Origin of the sequence: Aeromonas aquatica, from assembly GCF_000764655.1 — a bacterium.
Taxonomy (GTDB): Bacteria; Pseudomonadota; Gammaproteobacteria; order Enterobacterales; family Aeromonadaceae; genus Aeromonas; species Aeromonas aquatica.
In genome coordinates this window covers 1-23,207 of sequence record NZ_JRGL01000113.1, presented here as the reverse complement: position 1 = coordinate 23,207, position 23,207 = coordinate 1, and the positions used below count along the sequence as shown (strand labels likewise).

The 23,207-nt window shown below is 60.3% G+C and carries 22 protein-coding genes, 1 tRNA gene and 2 pseudogenes; 14 read left to right on the top strand and 11 right to left on the bottom strand.

What is annotated here, in order from left to right; translation table 11 throughout:
- Positions 1–34: 34 nt before the first annotated feature.
- Together LG30_RS0114165 and tcdA are read left to right on the top strand one after the other, a co-directional pair.
- Positions 35–111, top strand: a tRNA-Asp gene (locus LG30_RS0114165).
- A 155-nt stretch (positions 112–266) separates the two neighbouring features.
- Positions 267–1,124, top strand: a complete 858-nt coding sequence (gene tcdA, locus LG30_RS0114160) for a tRNA cyclic N6-threonylcarbamoyladenosine(37) synthase TcdA (protein WP_033131343.1) — start codon at positions 267–269, stop codon at positions 1,122–1,124.
- On the opposite strand, the gene LG30_RS0114155 is transcribed toward tcdA, so the two are convergent.
- On the bottom strand, positions 1,109–1,546 hold the full coding sequence (locus LG30_RS0114155) for a SufE family protein (RefSeq protein WP_033131342.1): 438 nt from the start codon (positions 1,544–1,546) through the stop codon (positions 1,109–1,111). The two genes, tcdA and LG30_RS0114155, sit on opposite strands and share 16 nt — an antisense overlap.
- 14 nt (positions 1,547–1,560) lie before the next feature.
- Positions 1,561–2,781, bottom strand: coding sequence for a cysteine desulfurase (locus LG30_RS0114150; protein WP_033131341.1), 1,221 nt, complete (start codon positions 2,779–2,781; stop codon positions 1,561–1,563).
- Between the two features lie 154 nt (positions 2,782–2,935).
- Between LG30_RS0114150 and rep the strand changes: the two genes are divergently transcribed.
- A complete protein-coding gene (gene rep / locus LG30_RS0114145) occupies positions 2,936–4,948 on the top strand; it encodes a DNA helicase Rep (RefSeq protein WP_033131346.1) in 2,013 nt (670 codons plus the stop codon).
- Positions 4,949–4,970: 22 nt separating this feature from the next.
- Here the strand turns inward: rep and LG30_RS0114140 are convergent, their stop codons facing one another.
- From LG30_RS0114140 to LG30_RS0114120, 5 genes are all read right to left on the bottom strand, one after another.
- Positions 4,971–7,241 (bottom strand): putative bifunctional diguanylate cyclase/phosphodiesterase, encoded by a 2,271-nt coding sequence (locus LG30_RS0114140; RefSeq protein WP_033131340.1) that lies wholly within the window; start codon positions 7,239–7,241, stop codon positions 4,971–4,973.
- Positions 7,242–7,325: 84 nt separating this feature from the next.
- Positions 7,326–7,778, bottom strand: a complete 453-nt coding sequence (locus tag LG30_RS0114135) for a c-type cytochrome (RefSeq protein ID WP_033131339.1) — start codon at positions 7,776–7,778, stop codon at positions 7,326–7,328.
- Positions 7,779–8,076: 298 nt separating this feature from the next.
- Positions 8,077–9,102 (bottom strand): L-threonine 3-dehydrogenase, encoded by a 1,026-nt coding sequence (gene tdh, locus LG30_RS0114130; protein WP_033131338.1) that lies wholly within the window; start codon positions 9,100–9,102, stop codon positions 8,077–8,079.
- Positions 9,103–9,188: 86 nt separating this feature from the next.
- The gene (locus LG30_RS0114125) at positions 9,189–10,379 is read right to left on the bottom strand and encodes a glycine C-acetyltransferase (RefSeq protein ID WP_033131337.1); all 1,191 of its coding nucleotides are present in this window, start codon (positions 10,377–10,379) and stop codon (positions 9,189–9,191) included.
- Between the two features lie 163 nt (positions 10,380–10,542).
- Positions 10,543–11,187 carry a TetR/AcrR family transcriptional regulator gene (locus LG30_RS0114120; protein WP_033131336.1) on the bottom strand — a complete coding sequence of 215 codons (645 nt, stop codon included), beginning with the start codon at positions 11,185–11,187 and terminating at the stop codon, positions 10,543–10,545.
- Between the two features lie 146 nt (positions 11,188–11,333).
- Between LG30_RS0114120 and rfaD the strand changes: the two genes are divergently transcribed.
- Genes rfaD through LG30_RS0114095 form a run of 5 tightly spaced genes read left to right on the top strand, consistent with a single transcriptional unit; the run spans position 11,334 to position 16,861 of the window.
- Positions 11,334–12,293, top strand: a complete 960-nt coding sequence (gene rfaD, locus LG30_RS0114115) for an ADP-glyceromanno-heptose 6-epimerase (protein ID WP_033131335.1) — start codon at positions 11,334–11,336, stop codon at positions 12,291–12,293.
- A 49-nt stretch (positions 12,294–12,342) separates the two neighbouring features.
- Entirely contained in the window at positions 12,343–14,106 is a 1,764-nt protein-coding gene (locus LG30_RS0114110) for a bifunctional glycosyltransferase family 4 protein/polysaccharide deacetylase (RefSeq protein ID WP_033131334.1), read from the top strand.
- 13 nt (positions 14,107–14,119) lie between these two features.
- Positions 14,120–15,451, top strand: a complete 1,332-nt coding sequence (locus tag LG30_RS0114105; protein ID WP_033131333.1) for an O-antigen ligase family protein — start codon at positions 14,120–14,122, stop codon at positions 15,449–15,451.
- Complete coding sequence (locus LG30_RS0114100) at positions 15,432–16,163, top strand: glycosyltransferase family 25 protein (protein ID WP_033131332.1); 732 nt, start codon at positions 15,432–15,434, stop codon at positions 16,161–16,163. The genes LG30_RS0114105 and LG30_RS0114100 overlap by 20 nt, the downstream gene beginning before the upstream one ends.
- Entirely contained in the window at positions 16,160–16,861 is a 702-nt protein-coding gene (locus tag LG30_RS0114095) for a glycosyltransferase family 32 protein (protein ID WP_033131331.1), read from the top strand. The genes LG30_RS0114100 and LG30_RS0114095 overlap by 4 nt, the downstream gene beginning before the upstream one ends.
- Before the next feature lie 55 nt (positions 16,862–16,916).
- On the opposite strand, the gene LG30_RS0114090 is transcribed toward LG30_RS0114095, so the two are convergent.
- Entirely contained in the window at positions 16,917–17,933 is a 1,017-nt protein-coding gene (locus LG30_RS0114090; protein WP_052101089.1) for a glycosyltransferase family 9 protein, read from the bottom strand.
- A 224-nt stretch (positions 17,934–18,157) separates the two neighbouring features.
- Positions 18,158–18,666, bottom strand: a pseudogene (locus LG30_RS22140) (PTS transporter subunit IIC); the annotation flags it as partial.
- On the opposite strand from LG30_RS22140, the pseudogene LG30_RS0114080 reads away from it, so the two are divergent.
- The 4 genes and pseudogenes from LG30_RS0114080 to LG30_RS0114070 form a co-directional block, all read left to right on the top strand.
- Positions 18,658–19,071: pseudogene (locus tag LG30_RS0114080) on the top strand (substrate-binding domain-containing protein); the annotation flags it as partial. The pseudogenes LG30_RS22140 and LG30_RS0114080 sit on opposite strands and share 9 nt — an antisense overlap.
- Before the next feature lie 30 nt (positions 19,072–19,101).
- The gene (gene acuI / locus LG30_RS0114075) at positions 19,102–20,082 is read left to right on the top strand and encodes an acrylyl-CoA reductase (NADPH) (RefSeq protein WP_033131330.1); all 981 of its coding nucleotides are present in this window, start codon (positions 19,102–19,104) and stop codon (positions 20,080–20,082) included.
- Positions 20,083–20,154: 72 nt separating this feature from the next.
- Positions 20,155–20,277: a hypothetical protein gene (locus tag LG30_RS22890; RefSeq protein ID WP_269429039.1), complete on the top strand. Its 123-nt coding sequence runs from the start codon at positions 20,155–20,157 to the stop codon at positions 20,275–20,277.
- A 185-nt stretch (positions 20,278–20,462) separates the two neighbouring features.
- Positions 20,463–20,801, top strand: a complete 339-nt coding sequence (locus tag LG30_RS0114070; RefSeq protein ID WP_033131329.1) for a DUF2799 domain-containing protein — start codon at positions 20,463–20,465, stop codon at positions 20,799–20,801.
- Positions 20,802–20,855: 54 nt separating this feature from the next.
- Here the strand turns inward: LG30_RS0114070 and LG30_RS22545 are convergent, their stop codons facing one another.
- Positions 20,856–21,026 (bottom strand): hypothetical protein, encoded by a 171-nt coding sequence (locus tag LG30_RS22545; protein WP_152599285.1) that lies wholly within the window; start codon positions 21,024–21,026, stop codon positions 20,856–20,858.
- A gap of 76 nt (positions 21,027–21,102) precedes the next feature.
- Positions 21,103–21,534 (bottom strand): flagellar basal body-associated protein FliL, encoded by a 432-nt coding sequence (locus LG30_RS0114065; RefSeq protein ID WP_033131328.1) that lies wholly within the window; start codon positions 21,532–21,534, stop codon positions 21,103–21,105.
- A gap of 145 nt (positions 21,535–21,679) precedes the next feature.
- Between LG30_RS0114065 and LG30_RS0114060 the strand changes: the two genes are divergently transcribed.
- Both LG30_RS0114060 and ubiA read left to right on the top strand, forming a co-directional pair.
- Positions 21,680–22,231 (top strand): chorismate--pyruvate lyase family protein, encoded by a 552-nt coding sequence (locus LG30_RS0114060; RefSeq protein ID WP_033131327.1) that lies wholly within the window; start codon positions 21,680–21,682, stop codon positions 22,229–22,231.
- Positions 22,228–23,091 (top strand): 4-hydroxybenzoate octaprenyltransferase, encoded by an 864-nt coding sequence (gene ubiA / locus LG30_RS0114055; protein WP_033131326.1) that lies wholly within the window; start codon positions 22,228–22,230, stop codon positions 23,089–23,091. Before LG30_RS0114060 ends, ubiA begins: the two co-directional genes overlap by 4 nt.
- The last annotated feature ends 116 nt before the right edge of the window (positions 23,092–23,207 follow it).

The window sequence follows — 23,207 nt, the reverse complement described above, 5'->3', positions numbered from 1 at the left end:
CGGCAGACGATTTAGCAGAAGCTAGCCAAATTGCGGAGCGGTAGTTCAGTTGGTTAGAATACCGGCCTGTCACGCCGGGGGTCGCGGGTTCGAGTCCCGTCCGCTCCGCCAATGATTAAGAAGCCCAGTCGAAAGACTGGGCTTTTTTCGTTTCAAGCATGCCGATACAGCACTCATTTCCCCCTCGCTTCAACACTATTATCACCCGATAATCGCCGCTGACCGTGGTTGCCGCTATAATGGCCGCCCTCAAGCAAGGTGATGGTATGAAAGCAGAATATCTACAGCGATTCGGGGGCATTGCCCGTCTTTATGGTCAGAGCGCACTCGACTCCTTCAGCCAGGCCAGGGTCTGCGTGGTGGGCATTGGCGGCGTGGGTTCCTGGGCGGCCGAGGCGCTGGCGCGGGCCGGTATTAACCAGATCACCCTGATCGACATGGACGACATCTGCATCACCAACACCAATCGCCAGATCCACGCCATGCAGGGCACGGTCGGCCGCCTCAAGACAGAAGTCATGGCCGAGCGCATTCGCGTCATCAACCCCGACTGTGAGGTGATCGAGGTGGATGACTTCGTCACCGCCGACAACCTGGCCGAGCATATCAAGCGGGAGTTTGACTATGTGGTGGATGCCATCGACTCGGTCAAGGCCAAGGTGGCACTGATCGCCTTCTGCAAGCGCAACAAGATACCAGTGATAGTGGCGGGCGGTGCCGGTGGGCAGATGGACCCCACCCAGATCACCGTGGCAGATCTGGCCAAGACCATCCAGGATCCGCTGGCAGCCAAGGTACGCTCGGATCTTCGTCGGTTGCACAACTTCAGCAAGAATCCGGCCCGCAAGTTCGGGGTGGAGTGTGTCTTCTCGACCGAGCAGTTGAGCTATCCCGATGGCCAGGGCGGCACCTGTCAGGCCAAGGCGGCCAGCGATGGCAACATGAAGATGGATTGTGCCTCCGGCTTCGGAGCAGTGACGCCGGTGACGGCGACCTTCGGACTGGTGGCCGCTGCCCGGGTGCTGAAGAAGATTGCGGAACGGGGGGCTAAAGTGGGGCGCTTTGAGGCAGCAGCTAAGGCAGAAGAGATATCGCGGGTGGCCGGAGATCAGACCGACGCCTGATCCCGTATCGCCAGTACTATCGCCCTGAGCCCGTTACCCCGCGACGGGCTCAGGTGTTTCTCCAGCCCCAGTTCGGCGAAATAGCCGTCCATATCGAAGGCCAAGATCGCTTCCGCTGTCTTATGGTTAAGCGCCGCCAGCACGATGACGATAAGGCCGCGCACTATGCGGGCGTCAGAGTCGCAGGCGAAGTGCCAGCAGTCATCTTCGCTCTTCTCGCCTTTCAACCAGGCCTGGCTCTCGCAGCCTTTCAGGCGGTTCTCTTCGGTCTGCCATTCGGCGGGCAGCGTGGGCAGCGGCTTGCCGAGCTGGATGATGAGCCGGTACTGGTTCTCCCAGCCCTTGGCCGCCGCAAACTGCTGGCGGATGGTGTCGGCGTCAGGCTCCCGGCCGATTTGGGTGTAGGTTGCGAGCTCACTCATTTCAATCATCCGCCTTAGAAGAAGTCACTTAACTTGTGCAGGGCTGCCAGCAGGGCATCCACATCGTTCCGATTGTTGTAGCAGGCCAGCGAGGCCCTCATGGTACCGCCGATGCCAAGGCTCTCCATCAGCGGCATGGCGCAGTGATGGCCGACTCGCAGCGCTATGCCCTGCATGTCGAGCAGGGTGGCCGCATCCTGCGGGTGGATCTCATCGAGCAGGAAGGAGACTGCCCCAGCCCGTTGTGCCGGCTCACCGATGAGGCGCAGGCCGGGCACCTGGCGCAAACCTGCCACCAGATAGTCGGTGAGCGCCTGTTCGTGGCGAACGAATTCGGCTCTATCCAGTTCGGTGATGAAGTCGATGGCACTGGCGAGGCCGATGGCGCCGGCAATATGGGGAGTGCCCGCCTCAAACTTGAACGGCAAGGTATTGAAGCTGGTACCCGCGAAGCTGACGCGGTCGATCATCTCGCCACCGGCCTGCCAGGGGGGCATGCGCTCCAGCAGTTCGGTTCTGCCCCAGAGCACGCCGATCCCGGTCGGGCCATAGAGCTTGTGACCGGAGAAAGCATAGAAGTCGCAGCCGATGGCCTGCACATCTACCTCGAGGTGGGCCACCGCCTGAGCCCCATCGATCAGGGTCAGGGCGCCGACCGCCTTGGCGGCCACCACTATCTGGCCCACCGGATTGACGGTGCCGAGGGCATTGGAGACATGGGCGACGCTGACCAGCCGGGTACGCGGCCCCAGCAGTTTATGGTAAGCGTCGAGATCGAGGTCCCCGCGCTCATCCAGCGGAATGACTCGAATGATGGCGCCGGTGCGCTGAGCGATCAGCTGCCAGGGCACTATGTTGGCGTGGTGTTCCAGGGTGCTGAGGACTATCTCGTCCCCCGCCTTCAGCTCGCTTGAGCCCCAGCTCTGGGCCACCAGGTTGATCGCCTCAGTGGTGCCGCGGGTCCAGATGATCTCGTGGCCATGAGGCGCAGTGATGAAGCGGGCCGTAGTCTCGCGGGCGGCCTCGAAGGCGCGGGTGGCACGGCCGCTCAGGGCGTGGGCGGCGCGGTGTACGTTGGCATTATCGGCCCGGTAGTAATGGGCGATGACGTCCAGCACAGCCTGGGGTTTCTGGGTGGTGGCGGCGTTATCCAGATAGACCAGGGGATGGCCATTGACCTGCTGCGCCAAGGCCGGAAACTGGCTGCGCAATCGGGCGTGCTGTTGCTGGTTCATGCTTCCCTCATCATCATCTGGAAAAGTCGGCCATGATCCTGAAATTGGCGGTCAAACACAAGGCGCGCGATGCGGCGGGTCGGTGGCGGATACGGCCGCACCACGGATTTCTGTTACAATGCCGCCCCTCATCATAAGCCAAGAGATCCGGCCCATGAAGCTCAACCCCAATCAGAACGAAGCGGTCAAGCACGTCTCCGGCCCTTGCCTGGTGCTGGCGGGCGCCGGATCGGGCAAGACCCGCGTCATCACCAACAAGATCGCCTATCTGGTGCAGCAGTGCGGCTACAACGCCCGCAACATAGCGGCTGTCACCTTCACCAACAAGGCGGCGCGGGAGATGAAGGAGCGGGTCGGTCAGACCCTGGGTCGCAAGGAGGCGCGGGGGCTCATGGTCTCCACCTTCCATACCCTGGGCCTCGACATCATTCGCCGTGAGCACAAGAGCTTGAATCTCAAGGCGAACTTCTCCCTGTTCGACGACACCGATCAGCTGGCACTGCTCAAGGAGCTGACGGAAGCCGAGCTCGACAACGACAAGGACAAGCTGTCGGCCCTCATCAGCCAGATCTCCAACTGGAAGAACGATCTCATCCTGCCGGCCCGCGCCATGCGTATCGCCCGTGGGCCGGAAGAGGTGCTGATGGCCCAGCTCTATGAGCGTTATCACCGCCAGATGGTGGCCTACAACGCGCTGGATTTTGACGATCTCATCGTGATGCCGACCTTGCTGCTCAAGAACAACGAGGAGGTGCGTACCCGCTGGCAGAACAAGATCCGCTACCTGCTGGTCGATGAATATCAGGACACCAACACCAGCCAGTACGAGCTGGTGAAGCAGATCGTCGGCGAGCGTGCTCGCTTCACAGTTGTGGGGGACGACGATCAGTCCATCTACTCCTGGCGCGGCGCCAAGCCCCAGAACCTGGTGCTGCTGAACGAGGACTTCCCGAGCCTCAAGCTCATCAAGCTGGAGCAGAACTATCGCTCCAAGGGGCGCATCCTGAAGTGCGCGAACATCCTGATCGCCAACAACCCCCATGTGTTCGACAAGGCGCTGTTCTCCGAGCTGGACTACGGGGTGCCGGTCAAGGTGCTGTTCGCCAAGAACGAGGAGCACGAGGCGGAGCGCATCGCCGCCGAGCTGATGGGCCACAAGTTCATGAACCGCACCCGTTTCAAGGACTACGCCATCCTCTACCGGGGCAACCATCAGTCGCGCATCTTCGAGAAGGCGCTGATGACCAACCGTATTCCCTATCGCATCTCGGGGGGGACTTCGTTCTTCTCCCGCACCGAGATCAAGGACATCATGGCCTACCTCAAGCTGCTGGTGAACCCGGATGAGGACACCGCCTTCCTGCGGGTGGTCAACCTGCCGCGGCGGGAAATTGGCCCCACCACCCTCGAGAAACTCGGCCAGTATGCGAACCAGCGCGGCAAGAGCCTGTTTGCCGCCAGCTTCGAACTGGGGCTGGAGCAGTCACTGTCCGGCCGTGGCCTTGTTGCCCTGCAGGCCTTCACCCAATGGCTGGTGCGGCTCGGGGACCAGGCCCAGCGCGGCAATCCGGTGGAGGCGGTGCGGGACATGATCAAGGAGATCCACTACGAGGAGTGGCTCCATGAGACCTCGCCGAGCCCCAAGGCGGCCGAGATGCGGATGCAGAACGTCTCCACCCTCTATCGCTGGATCACCGAGATGCTGGAGGGCAACGAGCTGGACGAGCCCATGACGCTGCCCCAGGTGGTGACCCGACTCACCCTGCGGGACATGATGGAACGCAACGAGGGGGAGGATGACGCGGATCAGGTGCAGTTGATGACACTGCATGCTTCCAAGGGATTGGAGTTTCCTTATGTCTACATGGTGGGTATGGAGGAGGGTCTGCTGCCACACCAGACCAGCATAGACGAAGATAACGTAGAGGAGGAGCGGCGTCTCGCCTACGTGGGCATCACCCGGGCCCAGACCGAGCTCACCTTCACCCTCTGCAAGGAGCGGCGCCAATACGGTGAATCGGTGCGGCCCGAGCCGAGCCGCTTCCTGCTCGAATTGCCCCAGGATGACCTGGAGTGGGAGAACCAGAAGAAGGTGACCGCCGAGGAGCGTCAGCAGAAGGGGCAGGTCGGGGTCGCCAACCTGCGAGCCCTGTTCAAGAAGGACTAAGGCAAGAAGGATGGAGCCGGCGTCAGTTCGCCTGGCCCAGCAATGGGGTGATGTCGGCCCCGGGCAGGGGAGGAGAGATGTGGCGCCCCTGTCCCATGGTGCAGCCGAGATCGATCAGCTTCTGCAACTGTTGCTGGTTTTCGATCCCCTCGACCACCAGGGTGAAGTCGAGATCCTGGCAGATGTCCCGCATGGCCCGGATCAGCGCCAGATCCTTGGGGGAATTCAGCATGCGGTGGGTGAAGCTGTCATCCACCTTGATGTAGTCCACCGGGAAGTGGAACAGGGCGTTGAGGGAGGAGAAGCCGGTGCCGAAGTCATCCAGGCTGATCTGGATGCCCTTGGCCCTGAGTTCGTGCAACGAGGTGAGCGAGTCGACGTTTTGCCGCGACAGCTCCCGCTCGTTGAATTCGAAGATGAAGTAACTCGGCAGTACCCCCTCTTCCTCCATGATGTTGACCAGTTGCATGACCTGCTCACGGCTGGCCAGGTGTTTGCCGGAGAGGTTGATGGCGATCTTGAAGCGGCTGCGGCCCGAGGCGGGCAGCCAGCTCTTCAACTGCTGACAGGTGCGGCTGAGGATGTGCCTGTCCAGTTCCTGGATGAGGCCGCACTGCTCGGCCAGCGGGATGAAGTCGAAAGCGTCTTTCAGTTCTCCCTCCTCCGTTATCCAGCGCGCCATCACCTCCAGCCCGGTCAGTCGGCTGTCTTCGAGCCGGATCACCGGCTGGAAGTAGGGCACTATCCTGCCTTCTCGCAAGGCGCGGGTCAGCTTCTCTTCCGGTGAGCCGGTGTGATCCCGGCAGGCCTCGGAATAGGTGACGATGCGACTGCGGCCGTTGCGCTTGGCCTGATACATGGCCAGATCGGCCTGGTGCAGCAGCTCGCTGATATCCGTGGTCTGCTCCGACACGCTGGCGACCCCCAGACTCACCGTGATGCTCAGCTCATTGCCCTGCAACCGGAACGGGTGGGAGACCCGGCCGACCAGGCGATTGAGCACCGGGCTGACGTCTTCCTCCTGCTGGCTGTTGTCCAGATAGATGACGAACTCATCCCCTCCGAGCCTGGCCACCATGTCGTTCTGCCGGATGCAGCTCTGCAACCGCCGGCTCAACTCTTGCAGCAACTGATCGCCAGCGCCGTGACCCAGGGCATCGTTGACCTGCTTGAAGTGATCCACATCGATGAAGATCAGGGTGAAACCGGCCGTCTGATAACGGCGATAGCGGGTCATGGCGTGATGGAGGTGATTCATCAGCAGGGCCCGGTTCGGCAACTGGGTCAGGGGGTCGTGCAGTGCGTTGAATTGCAGCCGACGCTCCAGCTCCTGATGCTGTTTGAGCTGCTTTTGCAGTCTGAGATTGGTCTGACGCAGTTGTTGCAGCCGCTGGTTGATGGACTCTTCCGAATGGATGTCATCCAGCTGCTGACGCACCCGCTTGAGCTCCAGCAGCAGGGTCAGCTGATGGCGCAGGAAGTCGAGGAACAGCCGATCGTCGGTCTCCAGCGGTTGGGCGGTATTGATGAGGAGGTGGGCGAAATACTGTTGTTGCTGGCGCAGGGGCAGGCTGTACCAATACTGCCCCGCCTCGTACCGTTCGACCCCGTTGGTGCTGTGACAGAGCGCCCTGATGAAGTCATCGCCATAGGAGAACTGCGCCGGATAGAGCTTTTCCAGGCGTTGGCTGTCGAGCCTGATCAGCAGCATGTCGCTGACCGCCAGCATCTGGCGCAGCACGGCCTCCAGCTGGGAGAGCAACGCATGCTGGGGCAGACTGTGAGCCAACCGCATGATACGGCTGATCTTTTCTATCTTCTGCTGCCAGTGGGGATCCCGCTGCATGAGGGGGGAGGCCTGTCCCGCCAGCTGGGCGCCGGTCTGGGTCTCATGCAGCCGCTTGGCCAGACATTCCAGCAGCAGCCGCAGGGTGGGCAGGTGCTCGGGTGCCGCGCAGGCCAGCAACCACTGTACCTCGCCATGCTCCACCGCCTGCACACACCAGCCCTGATGTTCATCGAGCCGGGTGAGCTGCTCGGTGAGACGGGGCTCTTCACGCCCCAGTTGCTGCTTGAAGTCCTCGTCGAGCCGGTGTTCATACACCCAGTGCAAACCAGCATTCGTCAGCCCCAGCATGGCAAAGTGCCGCAAGGGACAGAGCTTGCCTAACTGCCCAAGCAGCCTGCCGTAGTCCTCCTGGGAGGCAGCGCCGGGCGCAGGGAAGTCCATGATGGAGGAGACGATCGCCAGCAAGGGCGCGGAGTCGTGCGGTGTGGTGGGCTGGACTGACATGCAAAACTCCCGAATGAACAGACCTTCAAGGGTTGCCGGAAGTAAACAGATTAAAAGGACTTCAACAGAAGCCCTTTCAATTACTTATAGCTTGTCGATCATGTAGTGAACAGCATTCAGGATCTCTTCGTCACTACAGGCGGCGCAGGTACCCCGTGGTGGCATCATGCCGGACTTGCCGGTGAAGCCTTCGATCGCGTGTTTCTTCAGGGTGTCTATGCCTTGGGCGATGCGGGGCTCCCAGGCGGCCTTGTCACCGCGCTTGGGGGCACCGGCCGCGCCGGTATCATGGCAGGCGAAGCAGGCGCCCTTGAACACGGTCTCGCCGTCGCGGGGACCGGACGATGCGGCAGCAGGCGCTGCGGCGGCCGTTGCAATCCCTTCCAGATCCTTGGCGGTGTATACCTGGCCGACCGGGGCGATACGCTCGGCAACGGCTTCCGCTGACATCTCGTCGGCAGCAAACACGGTGCCGGACAGACTGGCAACTGCCATCCCGGCAACCAGCAAATAGCTCAGTTTTCTCAACACGCTCATATACTCCCAGCAGGCTCTTATTATCCCTAGAAAACGACGGGATTATAACCGAATAGTTACAGGCATTTAAACGCTTGTGTGTGAAGTGTTAAGCAATCTGCGAATAAAAATTCGACGGTGGCAGGGGCTTGGGGGCTGGTGCAGGTAAAAAGAAACCCGGCTTTCACCGGGTTTTCTGGGGCAGGCATGGGAAAAGGCTGATTTATCCCGGTTGCGTATCACCTTGCCGGGCTGACCGATCCATCCACGTGCTGCCAAGGAGCGCTGATGTGAGCGATCCGGAGCCGCGATTGGCCTATCAATCCCAATTCAGGATCACCTTGCCGGACTGACCGGAGCGCATGGCGTCGAAGCCTTTCTGGAAGTCGTCGATGTGGAAGTTGTGGGTGATGATGGGGGAGAGATCCAGCCCGGACTGGATGAGGCTGGCCATCTTGTACCAGGTCTCGAACATCTCGCGGCCATAGATCCCTTTGATAAACAGCCCCTTGAAGATCACCTTGCCCCAATCGATGGCCATGGTGGCGGGGGGGATACCGAGCATGGCGATCTTGCCGCCGTGATTCATCTTGTCAATCATGTCCTGGAAGGCGCTGGGTACGCCGGACATCTCCAGCCCCACGTCGAAGCCTTCGGTCATGCCGAGCTCGGTCATGACGTCGGAGAGTTTTTCCGTGCTCACGTTGACGGCGCGGGTGGCGCCCATCTTGCGGGCCAGTTCCAGCCGGTATTCGTTGACGTCGGTGATCACCACGTGGCGAGCACCGACATGGCGGCAGACGGCGGCGGCCATGATACCGATGGGGCCGGCACCGGTGATGAGCACGTCTTCGCCCACCAGATCGAAGGAGAGCGCGGTGTGCACGGCGTTGCCGAAGGGATCGAAGATGGCGGCCAGCTCATCGGGTACGTTGTCCGGCAGCTTGAAGGCGTTGAAGGCCGGGATCACCAGATACTCGGCAAAGGACCCCGGGCGGTTGACGCCGACGCCGATGGTGTTGCGGCACAGGTGGGTGCGACCGGCACGGCAGTTGCGGCAGTGGCCGCAGGTGATATGGCCTTCACCTGAGACGCGATCCCCCACGGCGAAGCCACGCACCTCCTGACCGACGGCGACCACTTCCCCCACGTATTCGTGGCCCACCACCATGGGCACCGGGATGGTCTTCTGGGACCACTCGTCCCAGTTGTAGATGTGGATGTCGGTGCCGCAGATGGCGGTCTTGCGGATCTTGATCAGCAGATCGTTGTGGCCGAGCTCGGGGGCCGGGACATCCGTCATCCAGATGCCGACTTCTTTCTTCAGTTTGGAGAGTGCTTTCATGACAGACTTCCTCAGGACACTGCGCCGGACGGGGTGTGCGCAGCAATAGAGTGCAAAAAATGGGGCCGATATCGGCCCCGTTTCAATCAGATCACGCCGAGTTCACGGCCGATGCGGATGAAGGCGTCGATCGCCTTGTCCAGCTGCTCGCGGGTGTGGGCGGCGGACATCTGGGTGCGGATGCGGGCCTGATCCTTGGGCACCACGGGGAAGGAGAAGCCCACCACGTAGATGCCGGCAGCCAGCATGCGGCTCGCCATCTCGGAGGCCAGCTTGGCATCCCCCAGCATCACCGGAATGATGGCGTGATCGGCGCCGGCCAGGGTGAAACCGGCGGCGTTCATGCGCGTGCGGAAGTAGTCGCTGTTCTCCTTCAGCTGGGCACGCAGCGCGTGGCCCTCGGCCAGCATGTCGATCACCCTGATGGTGGCGGAGACGATGGAGGGGGCCAGGGAGTTGGAGAACAGGTAGGGACGGGAGCGCTGACGCAGCCAGTCGATCACCTCTTTCTTGCCGGAGGTGTAGCCGCCGGAGGCGCCACCGAGTGCCTTGCCCAGGGTACCTGTGATGATGTCGACCCTGTCCAGCACGCCGCAGTGTTCGTGGGTGCCACGGCCGTTCTCGCCGATGAAGCCGACCGCGTGGGAGTCATCCACCATGACCAGGGCATCGTACTTGTCCGCCAGATCGCAGATGGATTTCAGGTCGGCGATGACGCCGTCCATGGAGAAGACACCGTCGGTGGCGATCAACTTGAAGCGGGCGCCATCGGCGTTGGCCTGCTTGAGCTGGGCCTCCAGCTCGGCCATGTCATTGTTGGCGTAACGGTAACGCTTGGCCTTGCACAGCCGCACGCCGTCGATGATGGAGGCGTGGTTGAGGGCATCGGAGATGATGGCGTCTTCGGCGCCAAACAGGGTCTCGAACAGGCCGCCGTTGGCATCGAAGCAGGAGGAGTAGAGGATGCTGTCCTCGGTGCCGAGGAAGGTCGACAGCTTCTGCTCCAGCACCTTGTGTTGATCCTGGGTGCCGCAGATGAAGCGCACCGAAGCCATGCCGAAGCCGTGGCTATCGAGCCCCTCATGGGCCGCCTTGATCAGCTCAGGATGATTGGCGAGCCCCAGATAGTTGTTGGCACAGAAGTTCAGTACCTGCTCGCCGCCCACCGCGATCCTGGCCTGCTGAGCCGAGGTGATGATGCGTTCCTGCTTGTACAAGCCTTCCGCTTTGACCTGCTCGAGCTGCTCGCTCAGGTGACGATAGAATCCGTTAGACATCCTCGGTCCTCATTAGCTAATTAGGCTGCATGGTCGGGCGCTGCCGGCGTTTTGGCCATGGTGGTGAAACGTCGGTTGGTCCGATAGTGGGCAACATTTTACTGCAACCACTGCGCAGGAATTCAAATTATTATGCTGATATTCAACAATTGTGAAACAGATCTCACCCAGCTGGTTGGGCCAGCTGATGGTAATGTTGCTCCAGCTGGTGGATCTGTTCGGCAACCTGAGGCTGCACATAGGGACGCAGCAGGAACAACACCCGCAGGACCCCCTGATAGAGCAGTGGCTTGGTGATGCGGGTGGCGGGTGCCTGGGCTATCTGGAACGGGATCCAGCAGGTCACCACCATCTTGATGGTCTGGCCGAGATCCGGCAGGTCGTCATCGCTGACGTCTATGATGCCGCCTTCGCGCAGGCTCTTGAGCAGGGCGACCACGGAGGCGCGCAGCTGTTCCTGGGCCTTGAGGTACTTCTGTTGCAGCGGTTCGTCGCGACTGAGGATGTCCGGCAGATTCGCGTAGAAGAAGCGGAATTGCCACATCAGATAGAAGATGGCGTCCAGGTAGCCCATCAGATCTTCCAGCTTGATCTCGTTGCTGCGGGCCGGAGTGAAGCTGTCGCTCAGGTGGCGGGCATATTGATCGAAGATGGAGTGGATGATGTCTTCTTTATTGCGGAAGTGGTAATAAAGGTTGCCTGGGCTGATGCCGAGATGGGCGGCAATGTGGTTGGTGGTGATGTTGCGCTCACCCTGATCGTTGAACAGCTCGGTGGCGCTGTGAATGATCCTGTCTCTGGTTTTCATCGCTGATCCCTCTGCCGGGCCCTGTGCATCAAGGTCGAATCCCCTTGCGGCCCGTGATAAACTTTTCGGCAATTTCAAATTGGCCCACTATACACAGCTTTAACAGGCAGTCACACGGGGCCATCAACGTACGCGAGGCAAACTCCATGATCGTAGTAACTGGCGGTGCTGGCTTTATCGGCAGCAATCTGGTCAAGCAGCTGAACGCTCAAGGACGGACCGATGTGGTGGTCATCGATGACCTGACCGACGGCACCAAGTTCGTCAATCTGGTCGATCTCACCATCGCCGATTACATGGATAAGGACGAGTTCCAGGCGCGCATCGTCTCTGGCGACGAATTCGAGGAGTGGGATGGCGGTATCGAGGTGATCTTCCATGAAGGCGCCTGCTCCGCGACCACCGAGTGGAACGGCAAGTTCATCATGGAGGTCAACTACGAGTACTCCAAGGATCTGTTCCACTACTGCATCGAGCGGGAAATTCCGTTCATCTATGCCTCCTCCGCCGCCACCTATGGCGGCCGCAACGACAACTTCATCGAAGATCCGAAGTTCGAGCAGCCCCTCAACGTCTACGGCTACTCCAAGCAGCTGTTCGATCAGTACGTGCGCCGCTGGCTGCCGGAGATCGACTCCCAGGTTGTCGGTCTGAAGTACTTCAACGTCTATGGCCCGCGTGAGCAGCACAAGGGCTCCATGGCCTCCGTCGCCTTCCACCTCAACACCCAGGTGAAGCAGGGCGGCAACCCCAAGCTGTTTGAAGGCTGTGACGGCTTCCCGGATGGCGGCCAGATGCGCGACTTCATCTATGTGGACGACGTCTGCCAGGTGAACCTCTGGTTCTGGCAGAATCCGCAGCACTCCGGCATCTTCAACTGCGGCACCGGCCGGGCAGAGCCGTTCCAGAACGTGGCCGAGGCCGTGATCACGCATCACCAGCAAGGCGCCATCGAATACATTCCCTTCCCGGATCACCTGAAGGGTCGTTACCAGAGCTTCACCCAGGCCGATCTCACCAAGTTGCGCGGTGTCGGTTATGACGGCGAGTTCAAGACGGTGGCCGAAGGCGTGGCCGATTACATGGCCTGGTTGAACCGGGCTTGATCTCCTCCTGACGGGCGGCCCTGGCCGCCCGTCGATCGGATACGCTTGCATGAATATATTGATGGCACTCTCCCAGCTCGAAGTGACGGGAGCTGAGGTCTATGCCACCACGGTCGGTAACGAGCTGACCCGGCGTGGTCACAACGTTTTCTATGTTTCTGACACCCTGACCAAGCCCACCCAGGGGCCCGTGTTCAAGTTGCGTTTCAACAAGCGCAGCATCTTGCGCCGCTTCTGGCACGTGTTTTATCTCATCTATCTCATCAAGAAACACCACATCCAGTTGGTGCACGCTCACTCGCGCGCCTCCGGCTGGAGCAGCTATGTGGCCTGCAAGCTCACCGGTACGCCGATGATCACCACGGTGCACGGTCGTCAGCCGGTGCACGCGTCGCGCAAGGCCTTCCATGCACTCGGCTACCGGGCGGTGGCGGTGTGTGAGGACATTGCCCACCAGATCATCGACAACCTGGGGGTGGATCCGGCCAAGGTACAGGTGCTGCGCAACGGCATCGAGACCGATCAGTTCCAGCCTGTGCCGGCACCGGACAACGTCAGGCCGGTGATCGCCATCATAGGTCGACTGAGCGGCCCCAAGGGGGAGCTCTGCTATCGCCTGCTGGACGAGGTGCTGGACTTGGACGCCTGGCAAGTCCGTGTCGTCAGCGGCACCAAGGTGCCGGAGCGCTTTGCCCGCTTCCAGGACAAGGTCGATTTCGTCGGCTATGTGGATGACGTCCCCACTCTGCTGGCGGGTTGCGATCTGGTGATCGGGGCTGGTCGGGTGGCGATGGAATCGCTGCTGTGCGGCCGCCCTGCCTTCGCCATCGGCGAGGCCAAGGCCATAGGTCTGGTCACCGAGCAGAATCTGGATGAAGCCCTGGCCAGCAACTTCGGCGACATAGGGCCACAGGATCTGGCGATCGACTTTGCCGCACTGCAGGCACAGATAGTCACTGCATTGGCCAGCAAGGTGGTGTCCGACACTCTGCGTCAGCGTATTCAGCATGAATATGGTTTGCAGGGCGTGGTGAGCGGGCTCGAATCCGTCTATCAGGATGCCGTGGTGGAGACCCTGCGCCGGGAGATGCCGGTCATCATGTATCACCGTTTCATTGAGCACGACAGCGAGAAAGGGGTGCACGGCACCTGGCTGCCCGTCGCCATGTTCGAGAAGCACCTGAAACTGATGAAGTGGCTGGGCTACGAGACCCTGACCTTCCGGGATCTGGCGGACAAGGGCTTCATCCATCGGCTGCAATACGGCAAGAAGTACCTGATGATCACCGTCGACGACGGTTATCGGGACAATCTGACCCGCATGCTGCCGCTGCTGGAAAAATATGGTTACAAAGCCGTGGTGTACATAGTAACCGGCGAGGATCACAATCGCTGGGATGTGGAGCATCCGACCCACCCCGACACGCCGGTGGCGCTGATGAATGGCGAAGAGATCAAGGCGCTGGTGGCCTCTGGGCATGTCGAGATTGGGGGGCATACCTTGACCCACCCTCGTCTCAGCAGGCTCGCCCCCGAAGCTCAGGCCCACGAGATCCGAGCCAACAAGGAGAGGCTGGAACAGTTGCTCGGCCATCCACTGCTGTCATTCGCGTACCCCTACGGGGATCTGAACGACGACGCTAAGACACAAGCCAGTGCTGCCGGTTATCGCTTTGCTGTGGCCACCAACAGCGGCCCCAGGGCCATGCACCAGGATCCGTTCCAGATCCGCCGGATCGCCATCTTCCCCCGCACCGACGCATTCGGGCTCTGGCGCAAGATCCGGGGTAACTACGTCTTCAGAAAATCTTGACAGGAAAATAACATTGCTCTGGCTGAAAAATAATACCCGAACGGCGAGTAAGGATTTTCTCTATTTCTTTCACGGCAAGGTATTCAGTAACTTTATTTTCCTGAATATCTTGGGCTATGCCGTCTTCAAAGATTCGATACAGCTGATCGCTGATGTCTGCCAGACCATCATAGTGCTGGCAACCTTGGGCGCATTCTATGTAGAAAGAGCATTTTTCGTAAAAAACAGAGTTTTTCAATTTCTCTGCCTGGGTATGGTGGTGCAGTGTTTAAGCTGGCTTTCGTCCAAGTATTATGTCTACGATTATGCGCTTAAATACCCTTCGCTGAAGTCGATGGCTTACCTCTTCTTCTTCGTCGGCATCGCCTACTGGCTGAAAGGGGAACCACGGCGAATCCTTATCCTGCTGCTGACATTCTGCGCCGGCGTCATATTCACCTTCGGTTATCATTCGGCTTTCTTCTCCGTTTTCGAGTCGGGTCTGGATGGTGCCAGGGTCGACTTCAATTACCGCAATGCCCAGCATGGCTCACTGATAGCGGGTGCCTGTTTCCTGTTCTTCGTGATCCTGTTGTTCACATCGACGTTTAAGAAACCGGCACTGGCCAACCTGGGGATAATGCTCGGCATAGTATTGTTTGGCGTCTTCTCCGTTATCTTGCAATCCCGTCAGTCCTGGTTGGCTATCTCGCTCTCACTCGCCATTCTCCCCTTGCTCGACGATGGGGAGCATTGGCCAAGGCGCAAGGTCATCATCACCTACGGTATATTGCTGATCACCATGCTGGCGCTCTATCAGGTGCCATTTATCAAGGAGAGGCTGCTGTCCGGCTTCGTGCACCAGGGAGATGTGCAGGCCATTTTGACGGGCAACTGGAATGGGGTGCAGGATGCCAGCATCGGGATCAGGCTAAAAACCTGGCTGGAGGCGATCCAGTGGTTCTTGGCCCACCCACTCTTCGGCACGGGTTATGGCAGCCAATCGCTGGTCATTACCCTGTCCAAGACTTTGCCGGATTACATCACTCGGGAGTTCCGTCACCTGCACAACTCCAATATGGAGACCCTGGTATCGTGGGGGATTGCCGGCTTCCTGGTGTTGTATGGCACACTCTTGTCCGTGGCTCGCCAGGTACTGTCATGTTCGGAGTCTTCACGCTTCATCAAGATGCTGACGGTTTCCTTTATCGTCTATTGGGTCATCATCAATAATTTCGAATCATTTTTCTATATGCGCTCCGGACAGTGGGTATTCAGTGTGTTCATGGGGGCCATCTACTCGGTCGCACTGCATAGAGGGCTGAAGGTGTTTGCAAAGGAAGGTCATGAAAATCTACGTCGTTAGTCTGGAGAAGGCCGCGGAACGTCGCCTGCGAGTCGAAACCGTCTTGTCTGCCCGCGGTATCGAGTTTGAATTTTTCAATGCGGTCAACGGCTTTGAGGGGCTCCCAGAACGGCTGCAGGAGATGCCGGATGATCGGCACAGGGTGATGTTCAGGAGCCGGCCGCTGACCCCGGGGGAGAAGGGGTGCTACGCCAGCCATTTTCTGTTGTGGGAGAAGTGCGTCGAACTCAATGAACCCATCCTCATCCTGGAGGATGATTTCCTGCCTACCCAGTATTTTGAAGAGGTGCTGGGGACCCTGCCCAAGGTCCACGAGCAGTATGAGTATGTGAAGGTGGAACCCCAGGTCGGGTCGGCCACCGCATTGACCACCATAGACAACATGCAACTCATGTTCTGGCACAACAACATGTGCTGGACGACGGGCTACAGCCTCTCGCCGAAGGGGGCCCGCCGTCTGCTGGAACACAGCAGGAGATGGCTGTGCTCCGTCGATAATTTCATCGGCGAGTCTTACCGTACCGGCCTCGTCTGCGCCGGCCTTATTCCCTATGCCATCTACAGCCCGCGCGACATGGGCAGCGATATCCAGAACAAGGTGGCACTGGAGAAGGTGCCGCTGAAGTTCAAATTGACCCGCGAGTTGTACCGCTTCTACCGGCTCATCAGAATGACCTTGTGGAACTTGAAGCATGCGGGGGGCAAACCATGAGTGCCGGTGCGAGCAACAAAGTCATTCATGCCATCTGGCTGGGCAACCGGCTGCCTCCCCTGGCCCATGTGTGCATCGACGACTGGCGAAAACAGGGTTACGACTACAAGCTGTGGCTGGATACGGACCCGCAGATAAAGCGCTGGATCCAGGAGTGCACCTTCGCCCGGGAGTGTTACCGACGCGGACTGCTGGCCTTCGTGACCGACTACCTGCGCCTCAAGATCCTCGCCCAGGAAGGTGGTCTCTACCTGGATACCGATGTCACCATCAATCAGGACCCCTTCCCGCTCTTCGAGTCGGTGATGTTTGGAGTCGGCTATGAATCCGAGCGGCTGATCGGCACCGCGGTGATCTACGCCCGGAAGGAGTCGCTGCTGTTGTCCGAGCTGGTGCGATTCTACGAAGAGGAGATCATGTCCTCCCCGCTGTTCATGGGGCCCGACATCATGACCGAGCTGGTGGCCCGCAAGCTCGCGGCGTCCGGTGAGGCCGCGCTGATCGCTCCGGCTCACTATTTTTATAATTATCAAGGTGAAGCGATTCACTTCGAGCCCGTAGCAGAGCGTTATATGACCCACTGGTTCCAGCACAGCTGGAAACGTTCGAATGGTCTCATCTTCCTGCGCGCGAAAGCCAAGGGGTGGTCCGGGTATCTCTACGAGTGGCAGAAAGAGTTCTTCCGCCTGAGGAAATGATGGGCCGGTACCGCCAATAACTTGGGGGGTTGGTGCATGAGCCGAGGCTGGCTACTCAGGCCTCGGCATGTGTCGAGTCGACCTCACCCCAGAGCCGGGTCAGCCTCTCCTGCACGTTCAGGATCTCCTGCTCGGGATCCTGATGATCGGTGTCGATGAACTGATAGCGGGGGTGGGAGACAGGGTTGGCGATGGCCGAGTGACCCAGGGGGGATACGATGGTCAGCAGCGGTATGTCCAGCGCCTGTGCAATGTGACGGGGGCCCGTGTCGTTGCCGACGAACAGCTGGCAATGGGCGAAGAGCCCGACCAATTCCCGCACCGAGCGGGTTTGAACCTGATCGAACACACTGGCTTGCAACGGGGTGGGCAGCAAAGGTTTCAGGCCCCTGTTGTACTCCTCTTCCCCCGGTCCGCAGTAGATCAGGATCTGGGCGTCGTGTTGTTCGATCAGCCATTGTGCCACCTTGGCAAAGCAGCCGATGGGCCAGCGTTTGTAATGCCCCAGCGAGTTGACTCCCATGGCGATCAATGGCCGCGCGAGATCGATGCCCGCTGTCAGCAAGGTGTCACGTCCCCGCCGTTTTTCTTCCTCGCTCAGCCAGAGATAGTAGTTACGATCCTCGTGGGCGGGTTTGAGGGGGGCGAGCAGGGCAAAGCGATCGTCGACCAGGGTGCTGTTACCCTGATGCTGGGTGTCTTTGCGAAACCGTACTATGCGGTTGTGGCCAAGCCGCCAGGGAAAGGAGTCGAATCCTATCCGCAATTTGGCCCCCGACAGCAGGCAGGTCAGCAGACCTATCATCTGGCCCTGGCTGTTGATCACCACGTCATAACGCTCGCGGCGGATCCCCAGCAGCAGCGCCTTCATGTAGCCCCACTCGTTGCGACGCGCCTTCTCGATGACGATTAGCTTGTCGATATTGGGGTTACCCTCCGCCATGCCCGCGCAGTAATCCATGACCAGATAGTGAACTTCCCCGGCGGTATCGTTCTGCTTGAGATTGTTGCAAAGGGCCGTGGAGATCAGTACGTCCCCTATCTGTTTGGTTTGTACTACTAGGTATTTCATGGAGAAGGCCTCAAGTGAGGTCATGGTTGAGCGACAGCACAACAGCATATCGTACTCGACCGTCAGATGCTGCCGCGACGGCGTGAAAATCCGATCAGGCGCACTGCGGCAGCCTCTTTTTTCCGGCCGATGTTTAATTGTTGGTCATGCAGGCCAGGCAGGAACGTGGATCGACAAAGGCACGACCCAGGGGTCGTGCCAGCTATCAAAATGGTGAGGGGCGATCAGCGCACTATCAGGCCGAGCAGTATGCCCATCACGCCGACGCCGGTGTTGGCAAAGCCAAGATCCCCCAATACCGGCAGCAGGAACGTCGGCAGTAAGGTGATCAGCAGGCCGTTGGCGAAGGCCCCGAGCGGGCACGACGACCACCGGTGGCATTGCCAAACACCCCGGCGGCGGCACCGACGAAGAAGTGCGGTACCACGCCCGGGATGATGAGGGTCAGCCCCAGCAGATAGAGCAGCACCATGCCCACCAGGCCGGCGACGAAGCTCGACAGGAAGCCGATCAGCACCGCATTGGGGCAAAAAGGAAGACGATGGGGCAGTCCAGCGTCGGTTTGGCGTTCGGCACCAGCTTGTCGGAGATCCCATTGAAGACTGGTACTATCATCGGCGATGCCCATGGTGAAGGAGATGGCCGCCGGGGTATCGCGCAGGAACAGCAGGCTCTTGGGTACCTGCACCTCTTTACTGCTGTGAGCCTTGTCGATCCAGCCGGCCAGCGCATGCAGGGCTGGCAGAAGGCGCGGCTGGACAACTACCTCTCCCCCGATGCCATCATCAACACCTCGGAGCGGCCGAGCTTCAGCACCGGTGCTGCCATGCTGGGGGAGATGCTGCTGCACTGGCCCGAACTGGCTGCGCTGATCTGTGTCAACGACGAGCTGGCGGCGGGCGTGCTATTTGAATGCCAGCGCCGCCATCTGAGCGTGTCGGGCAAGCTGGCCGTCGCTGGCTTCGACGATCTGGATGTGGCGCGCGTCTGTTACCCGGCGCTCACCTCGGTCAGGATCCCCTATCACCAGATGGGCCAGGAGGCGGCGGCATTGATCCTGCGTCAGCTGGCGAGTGACGAGGTGGCGGGCATGGCCCTGGCGTTGTATTTTCAACTGCAAAAGCGTCAAAGCACCTGATTAATGACTACAAAAAACCGAGAGGCAAGCATGTTCAAGGCTCTGTTACTGGAAAACCAGGATGGCAAGACTGTCCCGACCCTGACTCAACTGGCCGAGAGCCAGCTGCCGGAAGGGGAAGTGCGGGTGGCGGTGAGCTTCAGTTCCATCAACTACAAGGACGGGCTGGCCATCACCGGCAAGGGCAGGATAGTGCGCCAGTGGCCGCTGGTGCCGGGGATCGACTTCGCCGGTACCGTGCTGGAATCCGCCGATGCGCGCTATCAGGTGGGCGATCGGGTGGTGCTGACCGGTTGGGGCGTGGGCGAGGGCCACTGGGGCGGCATGGCCGAGCAGGCGCGGGTCAAGGCGGACTGGCTGGTGCCGCTGCCAGCCGGGCTGGATGAGCGCCAGGCCATGTGCATTGGCACCGCCGGCCTCACCGCCATGCTGTGCGTGCTGGCGCTGGAGGAGGCGGGCATCACTCCCGCGAGCGGCGAGGTGCTGGTGACCGGCGCCGCCGGTGGGGTGGGCTCGACCGCCGTCGCCCTGCTGGCGGCGCTGGGTTATCAAGTCGCGGCCCTGACCGGCCGTCCCGAAGAGCAGGGCGAGATGCTGAGGGCGCTCGGTGCCAGCCGCATAGTGCCGCGCAGCGAGCTGCTGGAGCCGGCCAAGCCGCTGGAGAAGCAGCTGTGGGCCGGTGCCATCGATACCGTCGGCAGCCAGGTGCTGGCCAAGTTGCTGGCCCAGATGAACTACGGCGGCGCCGTGGCGGCCTGCGGGCTGGCGGGCGGTTTCGACCTGCCCACCAGCGTCATGCCTTTCATCCTGCGCAACGTGCGTCTGCAGGGGGTGGACTCGGTGATGTGCCCGCTGGCACGGCGCCAGCAGGCCTGGGCAAGGTTGGCGCGGGATCTGCCCGCCAGCTTCTTCGAGCAGGCGGTGACCGAGATAGGGCTGGAGCAGGTGGTGACCACCGCCGAGGCCATTACCCTGGGTCAGGTGGCGGGTCGTACCCTGGTCAAACTCTGAGCAACGGCACTGGCGAGCCCCATTTTTCTGGATAGACTTTGAAGGCCGGTGCACTATCCAAGGAGAATGAGCATGGGTGAACAGACGCCGGATTACGAGCTCGATGATGATTGGGAGCCGGAATCCTGGGAAGACGAGCTGGAGGAGCTGGATGACGAGGGTTGGCAAGACTTTGACTCCCTCGACGATCAGTAAACCCCGGTGAAACGTACGGGCGGGCCCAGGGGCCCGCCCGATTTTTTTTGTGTATTCAGCGGGATGCGGCTTGGTGGGGGTTGTCGGGCTGGTTAGAATGAACTGCTCAAATGGCGCTGTGAGAGTAGGAACCCTCGCCGCGCCGCAGGACGGATAACCAGCGTCATGGACGCTCAAGGATGAATATGCGCTTACTCGTCATCATGCTGTGTGCCGGCCTGCTCGGGGGTTGTGTCTCCAACTCGGACGATCCCTGCGAGAAGGTATGGGCCGATGTGGGGGAGGGAGACGGCAAGCTGGGCTTCACCGCCGATCGGGTGGAATTCCATCAGACCCAGTGCGGGACCAAGGTGGATGTCGCCATGTGGCAGCAGGGTCGCCAGAAGGGGCTGGCCTGGTACTGTCGCCCCGAACACCTCTATCTGGCCGGTCGATCCGGGGAGGAGTACCGTGGCGTCTGCCCCAATGACGTGCAGGCCCGTCGCCTGTTCGAGCAGGGCCGCCAGGGCTGGACCGATCAATAAGAGGGGTCGACCCTCTCAGGAATGACAGAGACGGAGAGAGTGGGACCGGATGGCCTACTCCTCCTTCCCCTTCAGCCGCAGCGGCTGGCACAGATACTGTTTGTCGTTGGCGCTGCGGGCACACTTGCCACACACGAATTTGGGCTTCTTTACTATCTTGCGCAGCGCCTTGAGCTCGAAGGGGATCTCATTACGGCGCCATTCACACAGCGTCTTGTGGCCCATGACGATGACTCCCTCGACAACGAATGGGGTAAATCCGATGAGCCGGGTGCGCTGTCGGCACTGCGCTCATTCCGCTTTACTGGTAGAGATACTTGGTGAAGATGAGCTCGCGTACCGCCTTCTTGCCCGTCTCCTTCACCAGCAGCTCATTGACCCGGTTCTCGCACTCCTTGCGCAACTCTTCCCGGCTCACCAGTGACTTGATCTGATCGCCGGTCTTGCTGCCAATCAGGCGGATGATGGCGTCGCGGATCAAGGGGTCATGCTGCTCCAGCAGCTTGAGATCGGCGGCATTCTCAGCCATCAGTTCTACCGTCACTCGCACATAGCCCAGGGTTTTGCCATCTCCCAGGTAATTGGTGATGATGTCCGGATCCAGCGCATGATAGGCAAATCCCGGCTTGGCGGCAGAGGCCGGATCGGCTGCGGGCTCCTCGGCGGCGGAGGCTTGTGCATTCAACGCGGTACAACTCAGCAATAACATCAGCAGAACATTGGCGATCTTCATCTAGATGGCTCGGCAGCGACGGGTGCCCCATTTTTGATGCTGTCATCGGGGCCGTCAAGCACGGATGTTCTTACAATTCTCCATTGATTTACGGATAATAAACCGGATTTTAACCTGACAACGGAAATCTCCGGATGGTGAAGCTGTGAAGTCCGAGTTGACTGTTCCCCTCATCCAGCTCGCGCCCTGGCGGGCACCCGAGCAGTGCGAGCCCCCAGAGGCGCTGCATCCCTGGTTGCTGGAAGCCGATTCCATGACCCGTCGGCTGCGTCGCTACAATCGCCAGCTGTCGGTACAACTGCTGGGCAATAGCAGCGTGTCGCTGGCGGCCGATGAGCAGGCGCTGGTGGCGGCCGACTGCCCCCAGGGGCTGTGCCGCGAGGTGATACTGCACGGGGATGGCGGGCCGGCCATCCTGGGCTGGACCCTGTTTGCCGAGGCGGCATTGCAGGGGGGCGGTTTACATGATCTGGGTGAGCAGCCTTTGGGTGAACGTATCTTCGGTCATGAGCCTGCAAAACGAGATCATCTGTTGCTGGCATGTTTCGAAATCCTGGCCAACCCCTGGTGTCCGGCCGCCATTGTCTGGGGGCGTCGTTCCCGTCTCTATCTGGGGCAGTGGCCCTTGCTGGTCCACGAACTCTTCCTGCCCTCGCTATCGTCCAACCCGCTGCCATCGAATAAGGAGCCGGAGTGAAATTGTTAACCAAGGAGCGGGGACTGGCCTATGTGCAGTTGGCCCGCATCGACAAGCCGATCGGCACCCTGCTGCTGCTGTGGCCGACCCTGTGGGCACTTTGGCTGGCGGCCGGTGGCCTGCCGGATCCCTGGATCCTGATCGTGTTCGTGGTGGGGGTCTTCCTGATGCGCTCCGCCGGTTGTGTCATCAATGACTATGCGGATCGCAACTTCGATGGTCACGTGAAACGCACCGCCGGACGGCCGCTGCCCATGGGCAAGGTCGCGCCGCGCGAGGTGCTGGTGCTGTTCGCCGTGCTGGCTCTCGTCTCGTTCGCCCTGGTGCTGACCCTGAACCCGCTCACCATAGGTCTGTCGTTCGCCGGCCTGCTGCTGGCGGTCTGCTACCCCTTCATGAAGCGTTTCATTCCCATACCGCAGCTGGTGCTGGGGATGGCCTTCTCCTGGTCCATTCCCATGGCCTATGCGGCCCAGGCCAACGCGCTGCCTCCGGTGGCCTGGCTGCTGTTTCTCGCCAATGTGCTGTGGACCATCGCCTACGATACCCAGTACGCCATGGTGGACAGGGACGACGATCTCAAGCTCGGCCTGAAATCGAGCGCCATCCTGTTCGGTCGCCAGGACAAGCGGATCATCGGTGTGCTGCAGCTGGCGACCCTGTTGATCCTGCTGCTGGTGGGCCAGCTGATGGTGCTCGGCTCGGGTTACTACTGGGGCTTGCTGGGGGCGGGGGCGTTGTTCGTCTATCAGCAGCGGCTGATCCGGGAGCGGCAGCGAGAAGCCTGCTTCAAGGCGTTCCTCAACAACAACTACGTGGGGGCGCTGGTGTTGCTGGGGGTGGCGAGTCACTACCTTTGAGTCAGCGCGGCGCCACCGCGTGCTCACCCCGGGGTGAGCAACATTTGTGAAAAAGGCCGCATCTTGATGCGGCCTTTTTATTTCCAGTGTCCCGTCTTGAATATGGTTTACACCTT

What these genes read in the sequence shown, in the direction of transcription:
- tdh (WP_033131338.1), bottom strand. Translation starts at nt 9,102, where the DNA reads ATGAAAGCACTCTCCAAACTGAAGAAAGAAGTCGGCATCTGGATGACG.
- LG30_RS0114125 (WP_033131337.1), bottom strand. Translation starts at nt 10,379, where the DNA reads ATGTCTAACGGATTCTATCGTCACCTGAGCGAGCAGCTCGAGCAGGTC.
- LG30_RS0114120 (WP_033131336.1), bottom strand. Translation starts at nt 11,187, where the DNA reads ATGAAAACCAGAGACAGGATCATTCACAGCGCCACCGAGCTGTTCAAC.
- LG30_RS0114140 (WP_033131340.1), bottom strand. Translation starts at nt 7,241, where the DNA reads ATGTCAGTCCAGCCCACCACACCGCACGACTCCGCGCCCTTGCTGGCG.
- LG30_RS22545 (WP_152599285.1), bottom strand. Translation starts at nt 21,026, where the DNA reads ATGGGCCACAAGACGCTGTGTGAATGGCGCCGTAATGAGATCCCCTTC.
- LG30_RS0114100 (WP_033131332.1), top strand. Translation starts at nt 15,432, where the DNA reads ATGAAAATCTACGTCGTTAGTCTGGAGAAGGCCGCGGAACGTCGCCTG.
- LG30_RS22890 (WP_269429039.1), top strand. Translation starts at nt 20,155, where the DNA reads ATGGGTGAACAGACGCCGGATTACGAGCTCGATGATGATTGGGAGCCG.
- LG30_RS0114065 (WP_033131328.1), bottom strand. Translation starts at nt 21,534, where the DNA reads ATGAAGATCGCCAATGTTCTGCTGATGTTATTGCTGAGTTGTACCGCG.
- LG30_RS0114155 (WP_033131342.1), bottom strand. Translation starts at nt 1,546, where the DNA reads ATGAGTGAGCTCGCAACCTACACCCAAATCGGCCGGGAGCCTGACGCC.
- rep (WP_033131346.1), top strand. Translation starts at nt 2,936, where the DNA reads ATGAAGCTCAACCCCAATCAGAACGAAGCGGTCAAGCACGTCTCCGGC.
- LG30_RS0114150 (WP_033131341.1), bottom strand. Translation starts at nt 2,781, where the DNA reads ATGAACCAGCAACAGCACGCCCGATTGCGCAGCCAGTTTCCGGCCTTG.
- acuI (WP_033131330.1), top strand. Translation starts at nt 19,102, where the DNA reads ATGTTCAAGGCTCTGTTACTGGAAAACCAGGATGGCAAGACTGTCCCG.
- LG30_RS0114095 (WP_033131331.1), top strand. Translation starts at nt 16,160, where the DNA reads ATGAGTGCCGGTGCGAGCAACAAAGTCATTCATGCCATCTGGCTGGGC.
- tcdA (WP_033131343.1), top strand. Translation starts at nt 267, where the DNA reads ATGAAAGCAGAATATCTACAGCGATTCGGGGGCATTGCCCGTCTTTAT.
- LG30_RS0114135 (WP_033131339.1), bottom strand. Translation starts at nt 7,778, where the DNA reads ATGAGCGTGTTGAGAAAACTGAGCTATTTGCTGGTTGCCGGGATGGCA.
- LG30_RS0114110 (WP_033131334.1), top strand. Translation starts at nt 12,343, where the DNA reads ATGAATATATTGATGGCACTCTCCCAGCTCGAAGTGACGGGAGCTGAG.
- LG30_RS0114090 (WP_052101089.1), bottom strand. Translation starts at nt 17,933, where the DNA reads ATGAAATACCTAGTAGTACAAACCAAACAGATAGGGGACGTACTGATC.
- LG30_RS0114070 (WP_033131329.1), top strand. Translation starts at nt 20,463, where the DNA reads ATGCGCTTACTCGTCATCATGCTGTGTGCCGGCCTGCTCGGGGGTTGT.
- rfaD (WP_033131335.1), top strand. Translation starts at nt 11,334, where the DNA reads ATGATCGTAGTAACTGGCGGTGCTGGCTTTATCGGCAGCAATCTGGTC.